General features: G+C 66.1%; 14 protein-coding genes. 5 read left to right on the forward strand and 9 right to left on the reverse strand.

Annotated features, from left to right (window positions below):
- Genes ACZY1F_RS13270 through ACZY1F_RS13280 form a run of 3 tightly spaced genes read right to left on the reverse strand, consistent with a single transcriptional unit; the run spans nucleotide 1 to nucleotide 3,049 of the window.
- Entirely contained in the window at nucleotides 1-1,164 is a 1,164-nt protein-coding gene (locus tag ACZY1F_RS13270) for a Gfo/Idh/MocA family protein (RefSeq protein WP_463942113.1), read from the reverse strand.
- Nucleotides 1,165-1,172: 8 nt separating this feature from the next.
- Nucleotides 1,173-2,294, reverse strand: coding sequence for a Gfo/Idh/MocA family protein (locus tag ACZY1F_RS13275; protein WP_463942114.1), 1,122 nt, complete (start codon nucleotides 2,292-2,294; stop codon nucleotides 1,173-1,175).
- Complete coding sequence (locus ACZY1F_RS13280) at nucleotides 2,291-3,049, reverse strand: sugar phosphate isomerase/epimerase family protein (protein ID WP_463942115.1); 759 nt, start codon at nucleotides 3,047-3,049, stop codon at nucleotides 2,291-2,293. Before ACZY1F_RS13280 ends, ACZY1F_RS13275 begins: the two co-directional genes overlap by 4 nt.
- Before the next feature lie 176 nt (nucleotides 3,050-3,225).
- Between ACZY1F_RS13280 and ACZY1F_RS13285 the strand changes: the two genes are divergently transcribed.
- Nucleotides 3,226-4,437: an ROK family transcriptional regulator gene (locus ACZY1F_RS13285; protein WP_463942116.1), complete on the forward strand. Its 1,212-nt coding sequence runs from the start codon at nucleotides 3,226-3,228 to the stop codon at nucleotides 4,435-4,437.
- Nucleotides 4,438-4,440: 3 nt separating this feature from the next.
- Here ACZY1F_RS13285 and ACZY1F_RS13290 read toward each other — a convergent pair whose 3' ends face one another.
- Nucleotides 4,441-5,400, reverse strand: a complete 960-nt coding sequence (locus tag ACZY1F_RS13290; RefSeq protein ID WP_463942117.1) for a D-2-hydroxyacid dehydrogenase family protein — start codon at nucleotides 5,398-5,400, stop codon at nucleotides 4,441-4,443.
- A gap of 188 nt (nucleotides 5,401-5,588) precedes the next feature.
- On the opposite strand from ACZY1F_RS13290, the gene ACZY1F_RS13295 reads away from it, so the two are divergent.
- Nucleotides 5,589-6,785 (forward strand): MFS transporter, encoded by a 1,197-nt coding sequence (locus ACZY1F_RS13295; protein ID WP_463942118.1) that lies wholly within the window; start codon nucleotides 5,589-5,591, stop codon nucleotides 6,783-6,785.
- A gap of 226 nt (nucleotides 6,786-7,011) precedes the next feature.
- On the opposite strand, the gene aceB is transcribed toward ACZY1F_RS13295, so the two are convergent.
- The gene (aceB, locus tag ACZY1F_RS13300; RefSeq protein WP_463942119.1) at nucleotides 7,012-8,664 is read right to left on the reverse strand and encodes a malate synthase A; all 1,653 of its coding nucleotides are present in this window, start codon (nucleotides 8,662-8,664) and stop codon (nucleotides 7,012-7,014) included.
- Between the two features lie 251 nt (nucleotides 8,665-8,915).
- Complete coding sequence (gene aceA / locus ACZY1F_RS13305; protein WP_463942120.1) at nucleotides 8,916-10,232, reverse strand: isocitrate lyase; 1,317 nt, start codon at nucleotides 10,230-10,232, stop codon at nucleotides 8,916-8,918.
- Nucleotides 10,233-10,384: 152 nt separating this feature from the next.
- Here aceA and ACZY1F_RS13310 point away from each other — a divergent pair, with 152 nt between their 5' ends.
- Nucleotides 10,385-11,899, forward strand: coding sequence for a helix-turn-helix domain-containing protein (locus tag ACZY1F_RS13310; protein WP_463942121.1), 1,515 nt, complete (start codon nucleotides 10,385-10,387; stop codon nucleotides 11,897-11,899).
- Between the two features lie 54 nt (nucleotides 11,900-11,953).
- Here the strand turns inward: ACZY1F_RS13310 and ACZY1F_RS13315 are convergent, their stop codons facing one another.
- The 3 genes from ACZY1F_RS13315 to ACZY1F_RS13325 are packed head-to-tail and all read right to left on the reverse strand — an operon-like array spanning nucleotide 11,954 to nucleotide 15,034.
- Complete coding sequence (locus tag ACZY1F_RS13315) at nucleotides 11,954-12,946, reverse strand: TAXI family TRAP transporter solute-binding subunit (RefSeq protein WP_463942122.1); 993 nt, start codon at nucleotides 12,944-12,946, stop codon at nucleotides 11,954-11,956.
- On the reverse strand, nucleotides 12,939-14,369 hold the full coding sequence (locus ACZY1F_RS13320) for a sensor histidine kinase (RefSeq protein ID WP_463942123.1): 1,431 nt from the start codon (nucleotides 14,367-14,369) through the stop codon (nucleotides 12,939-12,941). The genes ACZY1F_RS13315 and ACZY1F_RS13320 overlap by 8 nt, the downstream gene beginning before the upstream one ends.
- Entirely contained in the window at nucleotides 14,366-15,034 is a 669-nt protein-coding gene (locus tag ACZY1F_RS13325) for a response regulator transcription factor (RefSeq protein ID WP_463942124.1), read from the reverse strand. The genes ACZY1F_RS13320 and ACZY1F_RS13325 overlap by 4 nt, the downstream gene beginning before the upstream one ends.
- 250 nt (nucleotides 15,035-15,284) lie before the next feature.
- Here ACZY1F_RS13325 and ACZY1F_RS13330 point away from each other — a divergent pair, with 250 nt between their 5' ends.
- Together ACZY1F_RS13330 and ACZY1F_RS13335 are read left to right on the forward strand one after the other, a co-directional pair.
- Nucleotides 15,285-16,679, forward strand: a complete 1,395-nt coding sequence (locus ACZY1F_RS13330; RefSeq protein WP_463942125.1) for an MFS transporter — start codon at nucleotides 15,285-15,287, stop codon at nucleotides 16,677-16,679.
- Between the two features lie 207 nt (nucleotides 16,680-16,886).
- On the forward strand, nucleotides 16,887-18,635 hold the full coding sequence (locus ACZY1F_RS13335) for a pyruvate dehydrogenase (protein WP_463942126.1): 1,749 nt from the start codon (nucleotides 16,887-16,889) through the stop codon (nucleotides 18,633-18,635).
- The last annotated feature ends 20 nt before the right edge of the window (nucleotides 18,636-18,655 follow it).

Genomic DNA, 18,655 nt, shown 5'->3' on the forward strand with positions numbered 1-18,655 from the left:
TCAGGCTCCTTCAGGAACTGCGGTGCGGGCCAGCGGGATGGTGGAGCTTTTCGCGGCGGCGGACTCTTCGATGGCGTTTAGGATCCGCTGCACGTCGAGGCCATCCTCGAACGACGGCGACGGCGGGGTTCCGGTGCTGATGGCGGTCAGGAAGTCGCGGATTTCGTGGGTGAAGGTGTGCTCCCAGCCGATGATGTGGCCCTGCGGCCACCACGCTCCAAGGTACGGGTGCTCGGGCTCGCTGACCAGGATCCGGCGGAAGCCCTGCTCGCGGGCGGGTGCGGTGGCGTCGAGGAACCGGAGCTCGTTGAGGTTCTCCAGGTCGAAGATGATGGCACCCTTGTCCCCGTAGACCTCCAGCTTCAGGGAGTTCTTCTGGCCGGTGGCCACCCGGGAGACCTCCACTGAGGCGATGGCCCCGGAAGTGAGGGACAGTGTGGCCCAGGCGGCGTCGTCGACCGTCACATCCTCCATGCCCGCCGTCCCGGGGCGGCGGGTGGTGAAGGTGTGCAGCCGGCCGGAAACCTCAGTCACCCGGTCCCCGAGCAGGAACAGGACCTGGTCGATGGCGTGGGAGGCAATGTCCCCGAGAGCCCCGGAGCCTGCGGTTTCCTTGTTCAGCCGCCAGGTCATGGGCGCCGTTTCGTCCGCCAGCCAGTCCTGGAGGTAGGCGGCCCGGACGTGCCGGACAGTGCCCACCCGGCCTTCCGCGATGAGTTCCTTCGCCAGGGCCAACGCCGGCACGCGCCGGTAATTGAAGCCGATCATCGACTGCACCCCCTGGGCCCGGGCTGCCGCTGCGGCCGCCGCCATGGCCTCGGCCTCGGCGAGAGTGTTGGCGAGGGGCTTTTCCACCAGGACATGCTTGCCTGCCTCGAGCGCGGCGATCGCGATCTCGGCGTGCATCCAGCCCGGCGCGCAGATGTCCACGATGTCGATGTCATCGCGTTCGAGAACGGAGCGCCAGTCCGTCGCAGTCTCGGCCCAGCCGTATTTGGCAGCTGCTTCGGCCACTCCCGCGGGGTCCCGGCCCACGAGCAGTTTCTGCTCGAAGGCCGGGACGTCAAAGAAGCTGGACACGTTGCGCCAGGCGTTGGAATGGGCCTTGCCCATAAACGCATAGCCGATCATTGCGACGCCGAGCGGGCGCTTCACAGGAGTCATCATCGTTCCTAGAGCGTTGCGGTTTCCGGGGCCCAGTCCTCGGGGAGGGCCGGGGACGCGGGAGCGGAGCTTTCAACGTCAACGAACGTGCCGGTTTCCATGGATTCGGTGATCGAGACCATGGTGTCCAGGACGTGGTAGGCCAGGTTTCCGGTGGCGCGGTGGGGGACACCTGCACGGATGGACCTGGCCATGTCCAGGACGCCCATGCCGCGGCCGTTGGCGGGGCCGGTCGCGGGAACGGTGGTCCAGTCCTCGTCCCCGGCGCGCCAGAGCCTGATGTCGCCGTCGAAATTGTTGGGGTCCGGCAGGGACAGGGTTGCTTCGGTGCCGGTGATCTCCACGAAGCCCATGTGCACGCGGGGGGACTCGAAGGAGAAGACGCTGTGCGATGACGCGCCGCTTTCGAACTGGGCCATGGCGGACACGTGGGTGGGCACCTCGACGGTGAACTCCTCGCCGGCCTTGGGCCCGGAGCCGATGACGCGGGTTGCCTTAGCGGAGGATCCGACGGCGGCCACCTTGCGGATGGAGCCGAACGTCTGGACCAGCGTGGTGAGGTAGTACGGGCCCATGTCGAAGAGTGGCCCGGCGCCGGTCTGGAAGAGGAAGGCCGGGTTGGGGTGCCAGGATTCCGGACCGGGGGTCTGGAAGGTGGTCATGGCCGTCAGGGGGGTGCCGATGTCGCCGCGTTCGATCAGCCGGCGCGCGGTCTGCAGGCCGGCGCCGAGGAAGGTGTCCGGGGCGCAGCCGAGGCGGATCCCGGCGGCATCGGCGGTTTTGAGCAGGCCGAGCCCGGACATGCGGTCCAGCGAGAAGGGTTTCTCGGTCCAGACGTGCTTGCCGGCATTGACGGCGGCGGTGGCCACTTCCACGTGCGCCGCGGGGATGGTCAGGTTCACGATGATTTCGACGTCGGGGTGGTTCAGTGCCGCGTCCACGCCGCCCCACTCCGCGATGCCGTATTCCTTGGCACGGGCCTCGGCTGCCTCTTCAAAGAGGTCCGCGATGACGAGGACTTTCAGGTCCGGGAAGACGGTCAGGTTGTCCAGGTATTGCTTGCTGATGTTCCCGGCGCCAATGACGGCAACTCCTACCGGGCCGCGGCGGGTCGATGCTGCGTGGCTCATGCGCGTGCTCCGGCCGTGCCGGTGCCCTGTGCGGCATTGAGGTAGGCGAGGCTCTCGGCGATGCCTTCGAAGATGTCTCCGGCGTAGTCATCGAACTCCACCACGCCCACCTCGAGGGACCTGGCGGCGGCGATGACGTCCAGCACGGCGACCTTGCCCTGGCCCGCCGGCTGCTGCGCCTTGGTGTCGGTGTTCAGGGGTCCGTCCTTGATATGGATGAACTTCACCCGGTCGCCCAGGCGCTCCAGCACCGCCACGGGATCCTGGCCGCCCACGGCAACCCAGTAGGTGTCCACCTCAAGGACAACGTCGGGATCGAGGAGGTCCGCGAAGTACTCCAGCGCGGTCCGTCCTTCGATGCTGGACTCCAGCTCCCACTGGTGGTTGTGATAACCCACGCGGATGCCGTATCCGGCGCCCTTCCTGGCTGCGTCGTTAAGGCTGGCAGCGGTGGCCTGGATGTCCGCCGCGGACTGCCAGCGGTCAGCCGCGATGAACGGGTCGATCACCGTGGTGATCCCCAGTTCCCTGGCCGCGGCGAAAATTTCGTCCTGGTCCTGGCTCAGCAGCGGCGCGTGCCCGGACGGAGCCGTCAGGCCGTTCTCCCTCAGTGCAGCCCCGAGTTCCTTGGCCGTGGCGACAAAGTTGTACGGCTCAACCTTCGTAAAGCCGATCTCCGCGACCTTGCGGATGGTGCCGGAAAGGTCTGCCTGGATCTGGTCCCGGAGTGTGTAGAGCTGGATCGAGTAGTTCATTGGTTCTCCTGATTGCAGACGGGAATCCACGTTGATTGGGTGCTGCCGTGCTGAGGGCGATGCCACTTCCACTAAAGCTAGAATGACTTTTGCCGATCGTCAAGCAAAAGTTGCCTGGATGCCGATATTCTTTATTCCGCGTGACAGGCAGAAGTTTCATGTGTTATTCATGATCCATGAGCCTCAGCCCCGGAACCGAGCACGCCGCCCCAGACCACGGCGTCAGCCTGGCGCGCGCCGGCGACCTCTTCCAGCTCCTGCGGGACGGCAAGGCCCGGACCCGGGCAGAGCTGGCCCTGACCACCGGATTGGCACGTTCCACCGTTGCCGCGCGCATCGACGCCCTAATCGCCTCCGGACTGGTGGGCGCGGCGGGTGAGGCGAACTCCAGCGGTGGCAGGCCGCCGTCGCGTTTTGCCTTCAACCCGGCGGCGCGCGCCGTCCTGGCCGTCGACGTCGGCGCCACCCACGTGATTGTTGCCGTCACCGATCTCAGCGGCCGGGTCCTGGCGGAGCGGCGGCTGGCCCAGGATGTGGCTGCCGGCCCCGATGCGGTGCTCGGCCGGGTGATCAAGGAGGGCCTGGCGCTGCTGAAGCAGGCGGGGCGGGACCCGCGCGACCTCGCCGGCGTGGGGATCGGCCTGCCGGGGCCCGTGGAGCACGCCACCGGAAAGCCCGTCAAGCCGCCCATCATGCCGGGGTGGGACGGGTTCGACGTCGTCCCGTACGTCCAGCGCTCCCTGCCAGTGCCGGTGCTGGTGGACAACGACGTGAACATCATGGCGTTGGGGGAGCGGTCGGCGCACTGGCCGGACCACGGGAATTTCCTGTTCATCAAAGTTGCCACCGGCATCGGATCCGGGATCATCAGCAACGGCGAACTGCAGCGCGGCGCCAATGGAACGGCGGGCGATCTGGGCCACGTACGCGTGCCCCGCGGCGACGATGTGTTGTGCCGGTGCGGAAACTACGGCTGCCTGGAGGCGCTCGCTTCCGGGCCGGCCCTGGCCGCTGAATTGGAGCGGCAGGGTGTGCCGGCGCGCAAGGGCAGTGACGTGCTGCGGCTGGTCGGCGAGGGAAATCCGCTGGCCATCCATGCCCTGCGCCAGGCCGGCCGGGATGTGGGCGATGTGCTGGCCACCGTGGTCAACCTGCTCAACCCGTCGGTGATTGTCATCGGCGGGAGCCTGGGCCAGGCCGGCGAACACCTGATGGCAGGCGTCCGTGAAGTGGTCTATCGGAGGTCCTTGCCGCTGGCAACCAGCCACCTGCGGATCGCCCTGTCCGTGGCCGGGGACCAGGCGGCGATTCTTGGTGCGAGCCAGATGGTCACGCAATACGTGTTGTCGCCTGCCGCCATTGAGGCGACGCTCCAGGCGGCCGGCTAGCCTCTAGTCCGTGAGCGCGCGGATCGGTGTTCCCGCCAGCCAGGCCCTGACGTCCTCGAACGCGCCGCCGTAGAACTGCCGGTAGCTCTCCGCCGTCACGTAGCCGAGGTGCGGGGACAGCACAGTGTTGGGGGCGCTGAGCAGCGGGTGTCCCGCCGGAAGTGGTTCCTGGTCAAAAACGTCCAGGGCCGCGCCCCGGATCCAGCCCTCGTTCAAAGCCCGCACCAGGGCATCCTGGTTCACCAGCGGACCCCGCGAAGTGTTCACCAGGATGCCTTCCGGGCCAAGGAGCCGCAGTTCCTGCTCACCCACGATGTCCTCGGAACGGGGAGACAGCCGCAGGTGGAGGGAGACGACGTCGGAATTCCTGAAGAGGTCCTCTTTGCTGACCTTCTGGACCCCGGCCGCGGTCGCGGCCTCGTCGGTGAGATTCTGGCTCCAGGCGAGCACTTCCATGCCGAACGCCTGCCCGTAAGCTGCGATCCGCCGGCCGATCTTGCCCAGGCCCACGATGCCCAGGGTTTTTCCGGACAGCTCCATGCCCACCGAGGTCTGCCACGTGCCGGCCCGCAGCGAGTTCTCCTCGGCCGGGAGGTTGCGGGCGATCGCGAGCAGTAAGGCCCAGGTCAGTTCTGGAGCGGCGCTGGGGGACCCGGGCGTGCCGCACACGGTGATGCCGAGTTCCGTTGCTGCGGCCACATCGATGGCGGCGTTGGCCATGCCAGTGGTCACCAGCAGCTTGAGCCCCGGGAGCCGTTCCAGCAGGGTGCGGGGGAATGGGGTCCGCTCCCGCATCGCAATGACGATCTGGTAGTTGGCGAGCGCCGCTGCCAGGGCGTCCTCGGACTGGAAGGGCTCGCGGAAGACGGACGTTGAAACGCCGCTCTGCTCCAGGGAGGACCAATCGGCGAAGGCGTGCGAAACGTCCTGGTAGTCGTCGAGGATGGCAAGCCGTTGCTGCATGTGAAGTTCCTTCGTCCGAGGGGCGTGGCCGTCCGACGGTGCGGCTTGGCATCCCGCACGCTAGAGGGCCGGCTCGTGTGAGCTTCATCGTATGCCAGGGCGCCATGACGCTGCCTGTGGCGTCCGGCGCAACCCGGCGTGATAGCAATGGAAGTGATGAAATCCTATGTAGCCACCGCGGAATCCTCATGAGCGGACAGTTCCTGGCCAAAGTCCCCAAGGGCTGGATCCTGCTCGCCTGCATCGGACTGCTGGCGCTGAACCTGCGCGGGCCCTTCGTTGCCGTTGCCCCGGTGGTTGACCTGATGCAGGCCGACCTGGGATTCACTCCCGTGATGCTGGGCCTGCTGACCAGCATCCCGGTGCTGTGCTTCGCGCTCGCAGCATCGCTGGCGTCACTGGCCACAAGGAAACTCGGCGCGGAGTTCGCCGTCTCCCTCACCATCCTTGGCGTCCTGGCAGGCGTGATTGTGCGCTCGGCGGGCGGCCCGGGACCCGTGGTGGTGGGCACGGTGATGATCGGTCTGGCCATCACGGTAGGCAACATCGCGGTGCCGTTGATTATCCGCCGCGACTTCTCCCCGCTGCGCCAAGGGACCGCCATGGGTGTCTACACCGCGGCGTTGAATATCGGGTCATTCCTGACGTCGATGGTCACGGCGCCCCTCGCCGAGCTGGCCGGTTGGCGGGTGGCCCTGGCCGCCGTGGGCATCCTGGCCGTGATTGCCATCGTCTTCTGGACCCTCGCAGTGGGCGCCCGCACCGCGTTTGTGCCCTCCCGCACCATAGTGGCCGGCGGGCAGGAGCACCCGGCCGTCAAGGGCTCCGGCTGGATTACCGCCGGGCTCACCGCAGGCTTCGCCGGGCAGGCTTTTTCCTACTATGCGGTGACGGCGTGGTTGCCGAGCTACCTCAACGACGAGCTCGGCATGTCCGCTTCGGAGGCCGGGGCAGGTTCATCGCTGTTCCAGATCTTCGCCATAGTTGGCGGCCTGGGAGTGCCGTTCGCAGCCAAGTATTTCAGTACGACGACGACGGCAGTCACCATTGGCGTGCTCTGGACGGCCGTGCCGGCCGGGCTGCTGCTGGCGCCGGAGCTGTGGTGGCTGTGGTCCACCTTCGGCGGCATCGCGCAGGGCGGCGGGATCACGCTGATCTTCATCGCCATCATCAAACTGGCCCGGGACCAGGCGTCCGCGGGCCGGATGTCTGCGACGGTCCAGGGGCTCGGTTACTGCTTCGGTGCGGTGGCCCCGCCGCTGGTGGGGTTCGTGCACGACACCTCGGGTTCCTGGACCCCGGCGCTACTGGTGATCCTGGGGTCGGTGTTGATGTTCTTCGTCTGCACAACCCTGGCCGTGCGGCTGGTGCCGAAAGGACGCTGACGCGTCCCGCCGTCGTACGTCTTTCCTTCCCCAAGATTTACCAACGCTCTCTCACTTAACGCAGCTTAACGACCGACGCTCTCTCACTATCTTGAGGATAGTGAGAGAGCGTCCGCGGGTCATACGTGGTGTTCCGTCGCCGGGCCGGCGCCCCGGATCTCGGGGGTGCCTGTTGCGAAGGTCGTGCCTGCCCGGCGGACGGAAATCTATTCAGTAGCCTGCAGCCCTAAGCCGCTGCGAGCTCCTCTTTGGTTGCCTTTTCGCGGGCTTCGGTGAGGTAGCGGGCGTAGGCGGGGAGGGTCAGGAAGGACGGGAAGTCCTGGCTGAGCGTGACTTCCTCGAAGATGTCGCGGGAGTCTTCGAAGCGGTCGCCGTCGAAGCGTTCCAGGCGCGCGAACTCTTCGTCGAGCAGCTCCTCGATCCACTGGTGCGTGATGATTTCGCCGCGGTCGGTGATGGCGGAGGCGAACATCCACTGCCAGATCTGGGAGCGGGAGATTTCCGCGGTGGCGGCGTCTTCCATGAGGTTGTGGATGGCGACGGCGCCGTTCCCGCGGAGCCAGGACTCGATGTAGCGGATGCCTACCTCGATGTTGTTCCGGATGCCCTGTTCGGTGATGGTGCCTTCGGTGGCGGCCACGTTGATGAGGGCGCGGTCGTCCGGGATGACGTCCTCACGGGTGCGGTCCAGCTGGTTGGGACGCTCGCCGAGGGTGGCGTCGAACACTTCGCGGCAGACCGGAACGAGGTCCGGGTGGGCCACCCAGGAGCCGTCGAAGCCGTCGTTGGCCTCGCGGGTCTTGTCGGCACGGACCTTTTCGAACGCGTTGGTGTTGGCGGCCTCGTCCTTGCGGTTGGGGACGGCTGCGGCCATGCCGCCGATGGCCATGGCGCCGCGCTTGTGGCAGGCACGGACCAGCTGTTCGGTGTAGGCGCGCATGAAGGGTTGGGTCATGGTCACCTGGGCGCGGTCGGGCAGGACGAAGCGGGGGCCGCGGGTCCGGAAGTTCTTGATCAGGGAGAAGATGTAGTCCCAGCGGCCGGCGTTCAGGCCGGAGGCGTGATCGCGCAGTTCGTAGAGGATCTCCTCCATTTCGAAGGCTGCGGTGATGGTTTCGATCAGCACGGTGGCGCGGATGGTGCCCTGCGGGATGCCGAGGAGGTCCTGGGCGAGGATGAAGATGTCATTCCAGAGGCGTGCTTCGAGGTGGTTCTCGATCTTGGGCAGGTAGAAGTACGGGCCTTTGCCCTGGGCCAGGAGGCGGCGGGCATTGTGGAAGAAGAACAGGCCGAAGTCCACGATGCCGCCGGCCACCGGGGCGCCGTCGATGATCATGTGCTTCTCGGGCAGGTGCCAGCCGCGGGGGCGCACCACGATGGTGGGCAGCTCGCCGGCGGGGCGGAGCTTGTATTCCTTGCCTTCGGGGCTTGTGTAGTCGATGCGCCGTTCGAGGGCGTCGGTGAGGTTCAGCTGGCCCTTGATGACGTTCCGCCAGGTGGGGGTGGAGGAGTCCTCCATGTCAGCGAGCCACACCTTCGCACCGGAGTTCAGCGCGTTGATGGTCATTTTCTTATCCACCGGTCCGGTGATCTCCACCCGGCGGTCCTCCAGGCCCGGGGCCGGGGGAGCGACGCGCCATGACGGGTCGTTGCGGATGTCCTCGGTTTCGCGGAGGAAGCTGGGGTCCTGGCCGGCGGCGATCTCGGCCCGGCGGGTCCGGCGTGCCTGCAGCAGTTCCTGCCGGCGCTCAGCCGTGGCCCGGTGCAGCTTAGCGACAAACTCCAGTGCATCCGGAGTAAGAACCTCGTCCTGCCGGCAGATGGGCTGCGCGGTCAAAGTGATCCCGTTGATGGTGAAGCTGTCAGTGAAGGTGTTCATTTCAATCTCTCCTCAGAGAAGCAAATGTTCGACGGCGGTGTACGGTTTGGGGCCGGGAAAGGTAATCCTCCGCGTGCTATTCCCCGTCCCCACCTGGGCCTCGCAGAGCTCGGCCGGGCGGGGACAGGGCCCCTTTTACGCACGCTTCCGGATCACCTTTCCCGGCCCCGATGGCATGGGCACCTTAGGTGCCGGCCGCCGTCGTGCCTTCGGGTGAGCGACATCATCAGCTCACCTTGGGCGGTGAATGGTTAGTGGAACTGGCCTTCTTCGGTGGATCCCACCAGGGCCAGCGTGGATGCGTTCGGGTTGAGCGCAGTTGCGATGTCGTCGAAGTAGCCGGTGCCGACTTCGCGCTGGTGCTTTGTCGCGGTGTAGCCGCGGGACTCGGAGGCGAATTCCTTCTCCTGCAGCTCGACGTAGGCGCTCATGCCTTCACGGGCGTAACCGTGGGCGAGATCGAACATCGAGTAGTTCAGGGCGTGGAAGCCGGCCAGGGTGATGAACTGGAACGTGAAGCCCATGGCGCCGAGTTCACGCTGGAACTTAGCGATGGTGGCGTCGTCCAGGTGCTTGCGCCAGTTGAACGACGGCGAGCAGTTGTACGAGAGCATCTGGTCCGGGAAGTCGGCCTTGACCGCTTCGGCGAACTTGCGGGCCAGCTCCAGGTCCGGGGTGCCAGTCTCCATCCAGATGAGGTCGGAGTACGGGGCATAGGCCTTGGCGCGGGCAATGCAGGGTTCGATGCCGTTACGGACCTTGTAGAAGCCTTCCGGGGTGCGTTCGCCGGTGACGAATTCCTTGTCGCGGGGATCAACGTCGGAGGTGATCAGCGTGGCGGCCTCGGCGTCGGTACGGGCAATGACCACCGAGGGGGTGCCGGCAACGTCGGCCGCCAGGCGGGCCGCGTTCAGCGTGCGGACGTGCTGCTGGGTGGGGATCAGCACCTTGCCGCCGAGGTGCCCACACTTCTTCTCCGAGGCGAGCTGGTCTTCCCAATGCACGCCTGACGCGCCGGCCTGGATCATGGATTTCATGAGCTCGTAGGCGTTCAGCGGGCCACCGAAGCCGGCCTCGGCGTCGGCAATGATCGGCACCATCCAGTCTTCAACGGTCTGGATGCCTTCGGAGAATTCGATCTGGTCCGCACGCAGGAGGGCGTTGTTGATGCGGCGGACAACGGTCGGAACCGAGTTGGCCGGGTACAGGGACTGGTCCGGGTAGGTGTGGCCGGAGTTGTTGGCGTCGGCTGCGACCTGCCAGCCGGAGAGGTAGATGGCGCGCAGGCCCGCCTTGACCTGCTGGACGGCCTGGTTGCCGGTCAGGGCACCCAGTGCGTTGGTGTAGCCGCCGGTCTTGTGCTCTTCGGTGAGCTGCTTCCACAGCTTCTCGGAACCGCGGCGGGCCAGGGTGTGCTCTTCGGAGACACGGCCGCGGAGCTTGACGACGTCCGTTGCCTTGTAGTCACGGGTCACACCTTCCCAGCGGGGGTTGGCGGCCCACTCGAGCTCCAGGGCGGCGGCCTGCTCTTGGGGCGTCTGCTGGGTGGGCTCAAATGCTGCAGTCATCGTTGTCTCCTTGATTGAGCTCCGGGTGGTTAGCTGCCGGCCGGAGCTGCTTCGTTGCAGTTCCGGCCGGTTACCCGGTGCGGTGTTTCTTTCCGTGATTACTACTTTTCAGCACTTCACAACACTTCTCTAGGGGATAACCATGGAAAGAAATGCATTTCTTCGCGTATGCTCAAGAAATGACGCCTGGAAGCTGGAACCGCGAAGTTGTACTGCCACCGTCGTCCGCCGCCTCCCTGGAACTGGACGTCATTAGCCTGGGCCGCCGCGTGCGGCATCTGCGCAAGCAGGCCGGGTACACGCTCGATGACCTGAGCGCCGCCGTCGGGACCGCCCCCAGCCAGTTGAGCCTGATCGAAAATGGCAAACGGGAGCCCAAACTTTCGCTGCTGCAGGGGCTGGCCGCCGCGCTCAACGTGAGTATCGACCAGCTGCTGGGCGCCGAACCGCCGAGCCGCCGGGCGGCTCTGGAAATTGAGCTGGAACGCTACCAGCGCGGACCACTGTACGAGTCCCTGAACCTGCCCAAAATCCGCATCAGCGCGCGGCTTCCGCTGGATGTGCTGGAGGCGCAGGTGGGGCTGCTGCACGAGCTCGAACGCAAGCTCAACGAGCAGGTGGCGACGCCGGAAGAGGCCCGCCGCGCGAACGGTGAGCTGCGTGCCATGATGCGCGAGCGCGGCAACTACTTCCCGGAGTATGAGGCCGAGGCGCAGAAAGTACTCGGGCTGGTGGGTTACACGGGCGGGCCGTTGAGTCAGCACGTCATTGCCGACATCGCCGAGAAGCTCGGCTTCACCCTCCACCATGTGAGCGACCTGCCGCATTCCACCCGTTCAGTGACGGATTTGAAGAACCACAGAATTTACCTGACGCAGAGCCAGCGGCAGGATCACGACCCCCGGTCCGTGCTGCTGCAGGCGCTGGGTCACTACGTTTTGGGGCACGAGACCCCGAAGAACTACGGCGATTTCCTCGCCCAGCGGGTCGCCACCAACTACTTCGCGGCCGCCTTGCTGTTGCCGGAGCAGGCCGCCGTGGACTTCCTGCAGAAGGCCAAGGCTGCCAAGGAAATCGCGGTTGAGGACATCCGTGACGCCTTTGCCGTGTCCTACGAGACCGCTGCCCACCGCTTCACCAACCTCGCCACGAAGCACCTGGGCATCACCACGCACTTCCAGAAAACCCACCAGAGCGGCATCATCTTCAAGGCCTACGAGAACGACGGCGTGACGTTCCCGATGGACCATACCGGCGCCATCGAGGGCCAGCCGTCGTGCAAGGCATGGACGTCGCGGGCAGTGTTTGATGTGCCGGACAAGTTCAGCGCGTACAGCCAGTACACCGACACACCGTCCGGGACGTATTGGTGCACGGCCCGGACCGAACGCTCGGCCAACGGCGAGTTCTCACTGTCGATCGGGGTGCCGTACCAGCATGTGAAGTGGTTCCGCGGCCGGGAAACCACGGCCCGCGAAAAGTCCACGTGCCCGGACCCGAACTGCTGCAAGCGTCCACCGGCCGCGCTGGCCTCCGAGTGGGCGGGCAATGCGTGGCCTTCTGCCCGGGCCCACTCGCACCTGCTCGCTGCGATGCCGCCCGGCGCGTTCCCCGGCGTGGACGAGACCGAGGTCTACAGCTTTTTGGCGGCGCACTCGGGGAGCTGACCGCAGGTGAGAGAGCGTTCCTGCATTTAGTGCATCAGGTAATGAGCGTCCGGCTCAGCCGTGGAGTTCCCGGTACGCGGCAACGGCGCCCGGATGTAGGGGCAAACCCGCGGTGTTGATCAGGGATTCCGGGCTCAGGAACTGAACGCCCAGGCTGGAGCGCGGGATGAGTTCCTCGGCATGGCCCACCAGCAGTTCGACGGTCCGCTTGACGGTTTGGTCATCAAGGTCGCTCCGGCACAGCAGCAGATTCGCCACGCCCACGGTCCACACGGCCGGAATGCCTTCGTACGCACCTGCTGGGATCAGCACCCGATCGTAGTAGACGCCGTGTTCGGCCCGCAGTGCCGGCAGCAGCGGTGACAGATCGAGGAAACCCAGCCCGACGTCGTCGTTCGCGGCAGCAATGGCCGCGGTAGGCACACCGCCCGACCAGAACAACGCGTCCACTGTTCCGTCCCGCAGCGCCGCGAGACCCTCGTTGAGGCCAAGGCTCAGCACCGTCACCCCGCCAGCGGTGCCGGCGGGGCCCAGGCCGGCTGCTTCGAGCAGCCGGGGAGTGGTCAGTGACGTCCCCGAGCCGGGCTCGCCAACAGCCACCGTCCGGCCGGCAAGCCCGCCAATGTCCCGGATTCCGCTGTTTTGCCGGATGACGCAGTGGACATAGTTCTCGTATACCTTTCCAACGGCGGAAAGTCCGACGGCGGGCGTCCCACCCACCGCTGTGCGTTGGGCCGCTGAGTCCGCAAGCGCGACGGCGAACGTGGCTTTGCCGGTCAGCAGATGTTCGAGGTTGTCCAGGCTGCCGCCGGTAGTCAGTGCCGTCGCTTGGCCGGCCACCCCATGACGCTGGAGGGACGCCGCCAGCAGTTCGGCGAACTCCAGGTAGAAGCCGCCAGGCTCGCCGCCGGCCACGGTGACAGTGCCCGGACGGTCCGTGGGCGTGCATCCACTCAGGGCCGGCAGCAGCAGGCAGGACAACCCGGCTAGCCCGGCTGTGAGGAAGGTCCGCCGCGGGGGCCTTCCGGGTCCGATGAGGTCAGTCATGGCGGGCTCCCGGCACGTCCGCGGCCCGCGGAAACTCGAGGCGCGCGATCAGTCCATGCGGCGAGGCGTCCGCAAGTACCAGCCGGCCGCCGTTCGCCGCTGCCAGCTTGTCCACAATGGTCATGCCCAGCCCGGTGCCGCGGATCGCCCGGTGCTCGGGGGACCGCCAGAAACGGCGGGTGGCCGCCGTTCGTTCTTCGGTGGAGAGCCCGGGGCCGTCGTCGGACACTTCGATGGCCACGGTGCCTTGGCGCTCGCGGGCAGCAACCGAGATGTGGGCGCCGGGAGCGTATTTGATGGCGTTGTTCAGAAGTTCGCCCACCATCTGGGCCAGCTCCGCGGCGCTGCACGCGATGGGCACAGCGGGGGAAGGCGGATCTGCCAGCAGGATCGATGCTCCGCTGCGCTGGGCGGCCAGCCCGGCCCGTTCGGTTTCATCCTGCAGGACCGGGTACGGATTAATCGGTGCCTGCACCCCACCGGACGGCGTTCCCAGCGGGCCCCGGACGGAGTCCTCAGAGGCCCTGTGCTCGGCGGCCGCCAGCTTCAGTACTCCGTCCAGGATCTCCTCCACGCGTTCTAGCTCGGCCAGCACCCCCGCAGCGGCGTCGTGCTCCCTGGCGGTCTTCAGTTCCAGCAGCAGCAGATCGATCCTGAGCCGCAGGGCCCCCACGGGATTGCGCAGCTCGTGCGACGTGTCCGCTATTAGTTGCCGTTGGGAATCGAGGCTGTGGCTGACGGTCTGCGCCATGGTGCTGAATGAACGGCTCAGTTGCCGCAGTTCCGGCGGCCCGGCCTCGGGGAGCTGACCTGTCCGGCCTGTTGCCTCGAGCTCCGTGACTGCGGCATTCAGGCGGTGCACGGGCCGGAGGACCCACCCGGTCACGCGGGCCGCACCCAGCAGGAGCACCGCGGCCAGGACCGCCGCCGCCAATGCCACGATGAGCCACCGCTCCCGCAGTTTCTGCCGGGCCGCGTCCAGGTTGACCTCCAGGACGGCTTCGCCCAAAACCTGGCTCGCACTGCCGAAGGATCGGGAGATCACCTCGGAGGATGGCCCGAACGGCTGCAGCGGGGTGAGCGTGGTGTCGTTGAGGTTCAGGTTGGCCCTGGCCACCGCGTCCCGGACGTCCGCCCGGTCCTCGCTCAGGCCACCGGAGCGCACGGTGCCCTGCTGGAGGCGGATCAGGACTCCCTCGCCGTAGAGCTCGGAGTACCTGTCCATTTCCGTCTGCAATTGTGCGGTCTCGCCGGCGGAAGCTGCGTCGAACGCCACCTGTGCCAAGCGGTTGAGCGACGCGGCACGGTTGATCTGGAGTTCCTGGGTCAGCTCCCGGCCGGCGGACGTCAGGATCACGTTGGAGGCGATAATGACGATGAGTACCGCCAGGACACTCAGGATGCCCAGGACGCGCAGTTTCACGCCGGGTCCGCCTCGACCCGGTAGCCGACGCCGCGGACGTTGATGATGAAGCCCGGCAACTGGAGCTTGGCCCGCAGCCCCGTCAGGTGCACGTCTAGGGATCGGGAAGAGGCCACAAAGGCGTCGCCCCACAGCGCATCCAGGATCTGTTCGCGGGTGACCACGGAGCCGGCATGGCTGGCCAACAGTGCCAGCAGGTCGAACTCGGTGGCCGTCAACGGCAGCACCTCGGAACGGCGGGCGGCCACGCGCCGCTCGAGGTCGATCTCAAGATCACCCAGCACCACGCTCTGCTGCCGCGAGGCGCCATGGCGGCCCGCACGTCGGGTGACGGCTTCGATGCGGGCAAGAAGTTCCACAAGCTTCACAGGTTTGACGAGGTAGTCGTCCGCTCCGGACCGCAGGCCGAGCACCACGCTGCGTTCGTCGTCGCGCGCGGTGAGAATCAGGATAGGCGCCGGCGTGACCTGGCGCAGTTTCCGCAGCACGTCCAGGCCATCCATATCGGGAAGGCCCAGGTCCAGCAGGATCACTTCGAACTTCCGGTGGACCAGCAGGGCGTCGGCTCCGCGGGCAACCCGGGTGGGGTTGTGCCCCGCGGTGGCGACGGCCGCGGCGAGGGCGGACGCCATGGCGTCGTCGTCCTCGACGATGAGCAACTCCATGGCCTGGTTCCCTTATTCGCTGAGCGGGCAACGCAAACTGCCCGCTTTGGAGATTACCCTTTCTGCCGGCGAAACCTAAGGAAGTGTTAGGAAATGCCCTCCCACGTTGGATGTGCCTTGGATCACGCATAACTTGAATGAGGCCCTCGGCGTTTGAGGGGGACCGTCAACGTCGAGGAGGAACCATGGGCAACGTAGCCATGGACAGCACGAAGGTAAGAAAAGCGCCGCAGCAAAGGAAGGTTCAGCGATGAGCACCCAGCAGGCCGAAGTACAGAGCGAGGCAGCCCAGACCCGCCGGGCCGTGAGCAACATCCTCAAGGGTTCAGCGGGCAACCTTGTGGAGTGGTACGACCTCTACGTTTACACAGTCTTCGCGGCGTACTTCCAGTCGCACTTCTTCAATTCCCAAGACGACCTGCAGGCCGGGCTCGAGGCGATGGCCGTCTTCTCGACGTCGTTCCTGATGCGCCCGGTGGGCGCCTGGTTCTTCGGCCGCTACGCCGACCGCAAGGGCCGCAAGGCGGCCCTGACGCTCAGTGTGACCATCATGTCCGCCGGTTCCTTCGCCATCGCCATCCTGCCGACGACCCAGCAAATAGGCGTCTGGGCGCTGATCCTGCTGATCCTTGTGCGGCTGGTCCAGGGCTTCTCCGTGGGCGGCGAATACGGCACCAGTGCCACCTACATGTCCGAGGCCGCCACGTCCAAACGCCGTGGCTTCTTCTCAAGCTTCCAGTACGTCACGCTGATCGGCGGCCAGATGCTGGCCCTGCTGGTACTCGTCATCCTGCAGAACACCATGGACAAGGGCGCCCTGACTGAGTGGGGCTGGCGCATCCCCTTCGCGATCGGTGGCGTCGCCGCACTCGTGGTCCTGTGGCTGCGGCGCTCGATGGAAGAAACCGTGTCCGCTGAGCAGGTCGAGGCCGCCAAGGTTCCAGCCGTGGCCGGCGTTGCCCAGCCCGGCACCATGAAGCTGCTGTTCACCCAGCACTGGAAGCCGCTGCTGATCTGCATCGGCGTCACCCTTGGCGGCACCGTGGCTTTCTACACCTACACCAACTTCATTCTGAAGTTCATGAACGATACCTCCGGGATCGCCAAGACCGACACCTCCGTGATCAACTTCTGGGCGCTGTTCATCTTCATGCTGCTCCAGCCGGTCTACGGGATCATCTCGGACAAGGTGGGCCGCCGGCCGCTGCTGCTCTGGTTCGGCATCACGGGTGTGTTGTTCACCTGGCCGCTGCTTTCCACCCTGTCCAACACCAAGGACCCGTTGACGGCATTCCTGCTGATGCTGGGCGGCCTGCTGATTGTCGGCGGCTACACCTCGATCAACGCCCTGGTGAAGGCCGAGCTGTTCCCGGCCTCCATCCGCGCCCTCGGCGTCGGCCTGGGCTACGCGATTGCGAACTCACTCTTCGGCGGAACGGTGCCGCTGCTCGGCGCCGCATTCCAGAAGGCCGAGCGCGTGGACCTGTTCTTCACCTACGTCACCGTTGCCATCGCTATCTCACTGTTGGTCTACATCTTCGCCCTGAAGAACAAGAAGGCCACCCACCTGGACCGCGAACAGGGCGATGCCTGGAACCGGCCTGTAAAGGACGACGACAAGGACAAGGACTCCATCAACGCCTAGGGACTTGGGGTGCAGGTGGCAGGTGACGTACGACGGCGGGTGCCCGCCCGCCGTCGTCCGCCCACCACCTCGGACCCTCTCTCACTTATTGCGGGTTTATTCCTGACGCGCGGTCAGGCGGCGGGACTATATTGGCCCTGTCGGCTCTTCAACCTGTCAGCCCATCAACCTGCCAGCCCATCAACCTGCTCACGGGAGTGATCACTCATGGCCAAGGAACTCGCCACCCAGCTCATCGAACAGCTCCAGGCTGCGGGCGTGCAGCGGATCTACGGGATTGTGGGCGACAGCCTCAATCCGATCGTCGATGCGGTCCGGCAAACCGGCGGCTCCAAGGAGGGCGGGATCGACTGGATCCACGTCCGGCATGAAGAGGCCGCCGCCTTCGCAGCTGCAGCCGAAGCCCAGCTGACTGGAAAGCTGGCCGTTTGTGCGGGTTCCTGCGGCCCGGGAAACCTCCACCTGATCAACGGCCTGTACGACGCGAACAGGTCCGGCGCTCCCGTGCTGGCCATCGCCTCGCATATCCCCAGCAAACAGATCGGCAGCAGCTTCTTCCAGGAAACGCATCCGGACCGTATCTTCAACGAATGCTCTGTCTATTCGGAGCTGGTCAGCACCGCAGAGCAGGCGCCGCGCGTGATGCACAGCGCCATCCAGCACGCCCTCGGGCTCGGGGGAGTCGCCGTCGTCACGCTCCCAGGCGATATCGCGGGGCTGGAAGCGACAGCCGAAACGCCGCTGCCTGCCACCTTCCGGCCGGCCAGCTTGGTCCCTGACCCGGCGAGCGTCCGGGAGTTGGCCGAGGCGATCAACGAGGCCGGGAAGGTGGCGATCTTCGCCGGGGCCGGCGTGGAGGGCGCCCATGAAGAACTGATCTCGCTTGCTGAACTGATCAACGCGCCCATCGGCCATTCACTCCGCGGCAAGGACTTCGTCCAGTACAACAACCCCTACGACATCGGTATGACCGGCCTGCTGGGCTACGGCGCCGCCGCCGAGGGGATCGAGGACGCGGACCTGCTGATCCTGTTGGGCACCGACTTTCCCTACGACCAGTTCCTGCCCGAAACCCGTACGGCCCAGGTGGACCGGGCAGCCCACCGGCTGGGCCGGCGGACCGACGTCGACATCGCAGTCCACGGCGACGTGCTACCCACCCTTGCCGCTTTGATGCCCCTGCTGACGCCGAAAAAGAGCCGCCGGTTCCTTGACCAGATGCTCAAGAAGCACCACAGGCTGATGAACAAATCTGTACGCGCCTACACGCGCAAGGTGGAGAAGAAGCAGCCCATCCACCCTGAATACGCGGCGTCGCTACTGGACCAGGTGGCCGCCGAGGACGCCATCTTCACCGCGGACACCGGCATGTGCAACGTCTGGACGGCCCGGTACATCAACCCGCTCGGCACCCGCCGGCTGATTGGTTCGTACCTGCATGGCTCCATGGCCAACGCCCTGCCGCACGCCATCGGCGCCCAGCTCGCTTTTCCCGGCCGCCAGGTGGTGTCAGTATCCGGCGACGGTGGCCTCTCGATGCTGCTCGGCGAACTCATTACCGTGGCCGCCCACAAACTGCCGGTCAACGTGGTGGTCTTCAACAATTCCACGCTGGGCATGGTCAAGCTGGAAATGCTGGTGGACGGGCTTCCCGACTTCGGCGTGGACGTGCCCGACGCCGATTACGCCGCCGTCGCGCGGGCGCTGGGTTTCCACGCCGTGCGGGTTACGGATCCCGCGCAGATCGAGGCTGCCTACCTCGCAGCCTTCGCCCATCCAGGGCCGTCGTTGGTGGAACTGATCACGGATCCGCAGGCGCTCTCGCTTCCGCCGAAGATTTCGGGATCGCAGGTGCTGGGGTTCGCGACTGCTATGTCCAAAGTGGTGCTCAACCGCGGTGCCGGTGAGGCGGTCAGCATGGCCCGGAGCAACCTGCGGAACCTTCCGCGGCGCTAGTTCCGCGCGTCTCGCGTGAC

It is taken from the genome of Pseudarthrobacter xylosi (assembly GCF_055412765.1).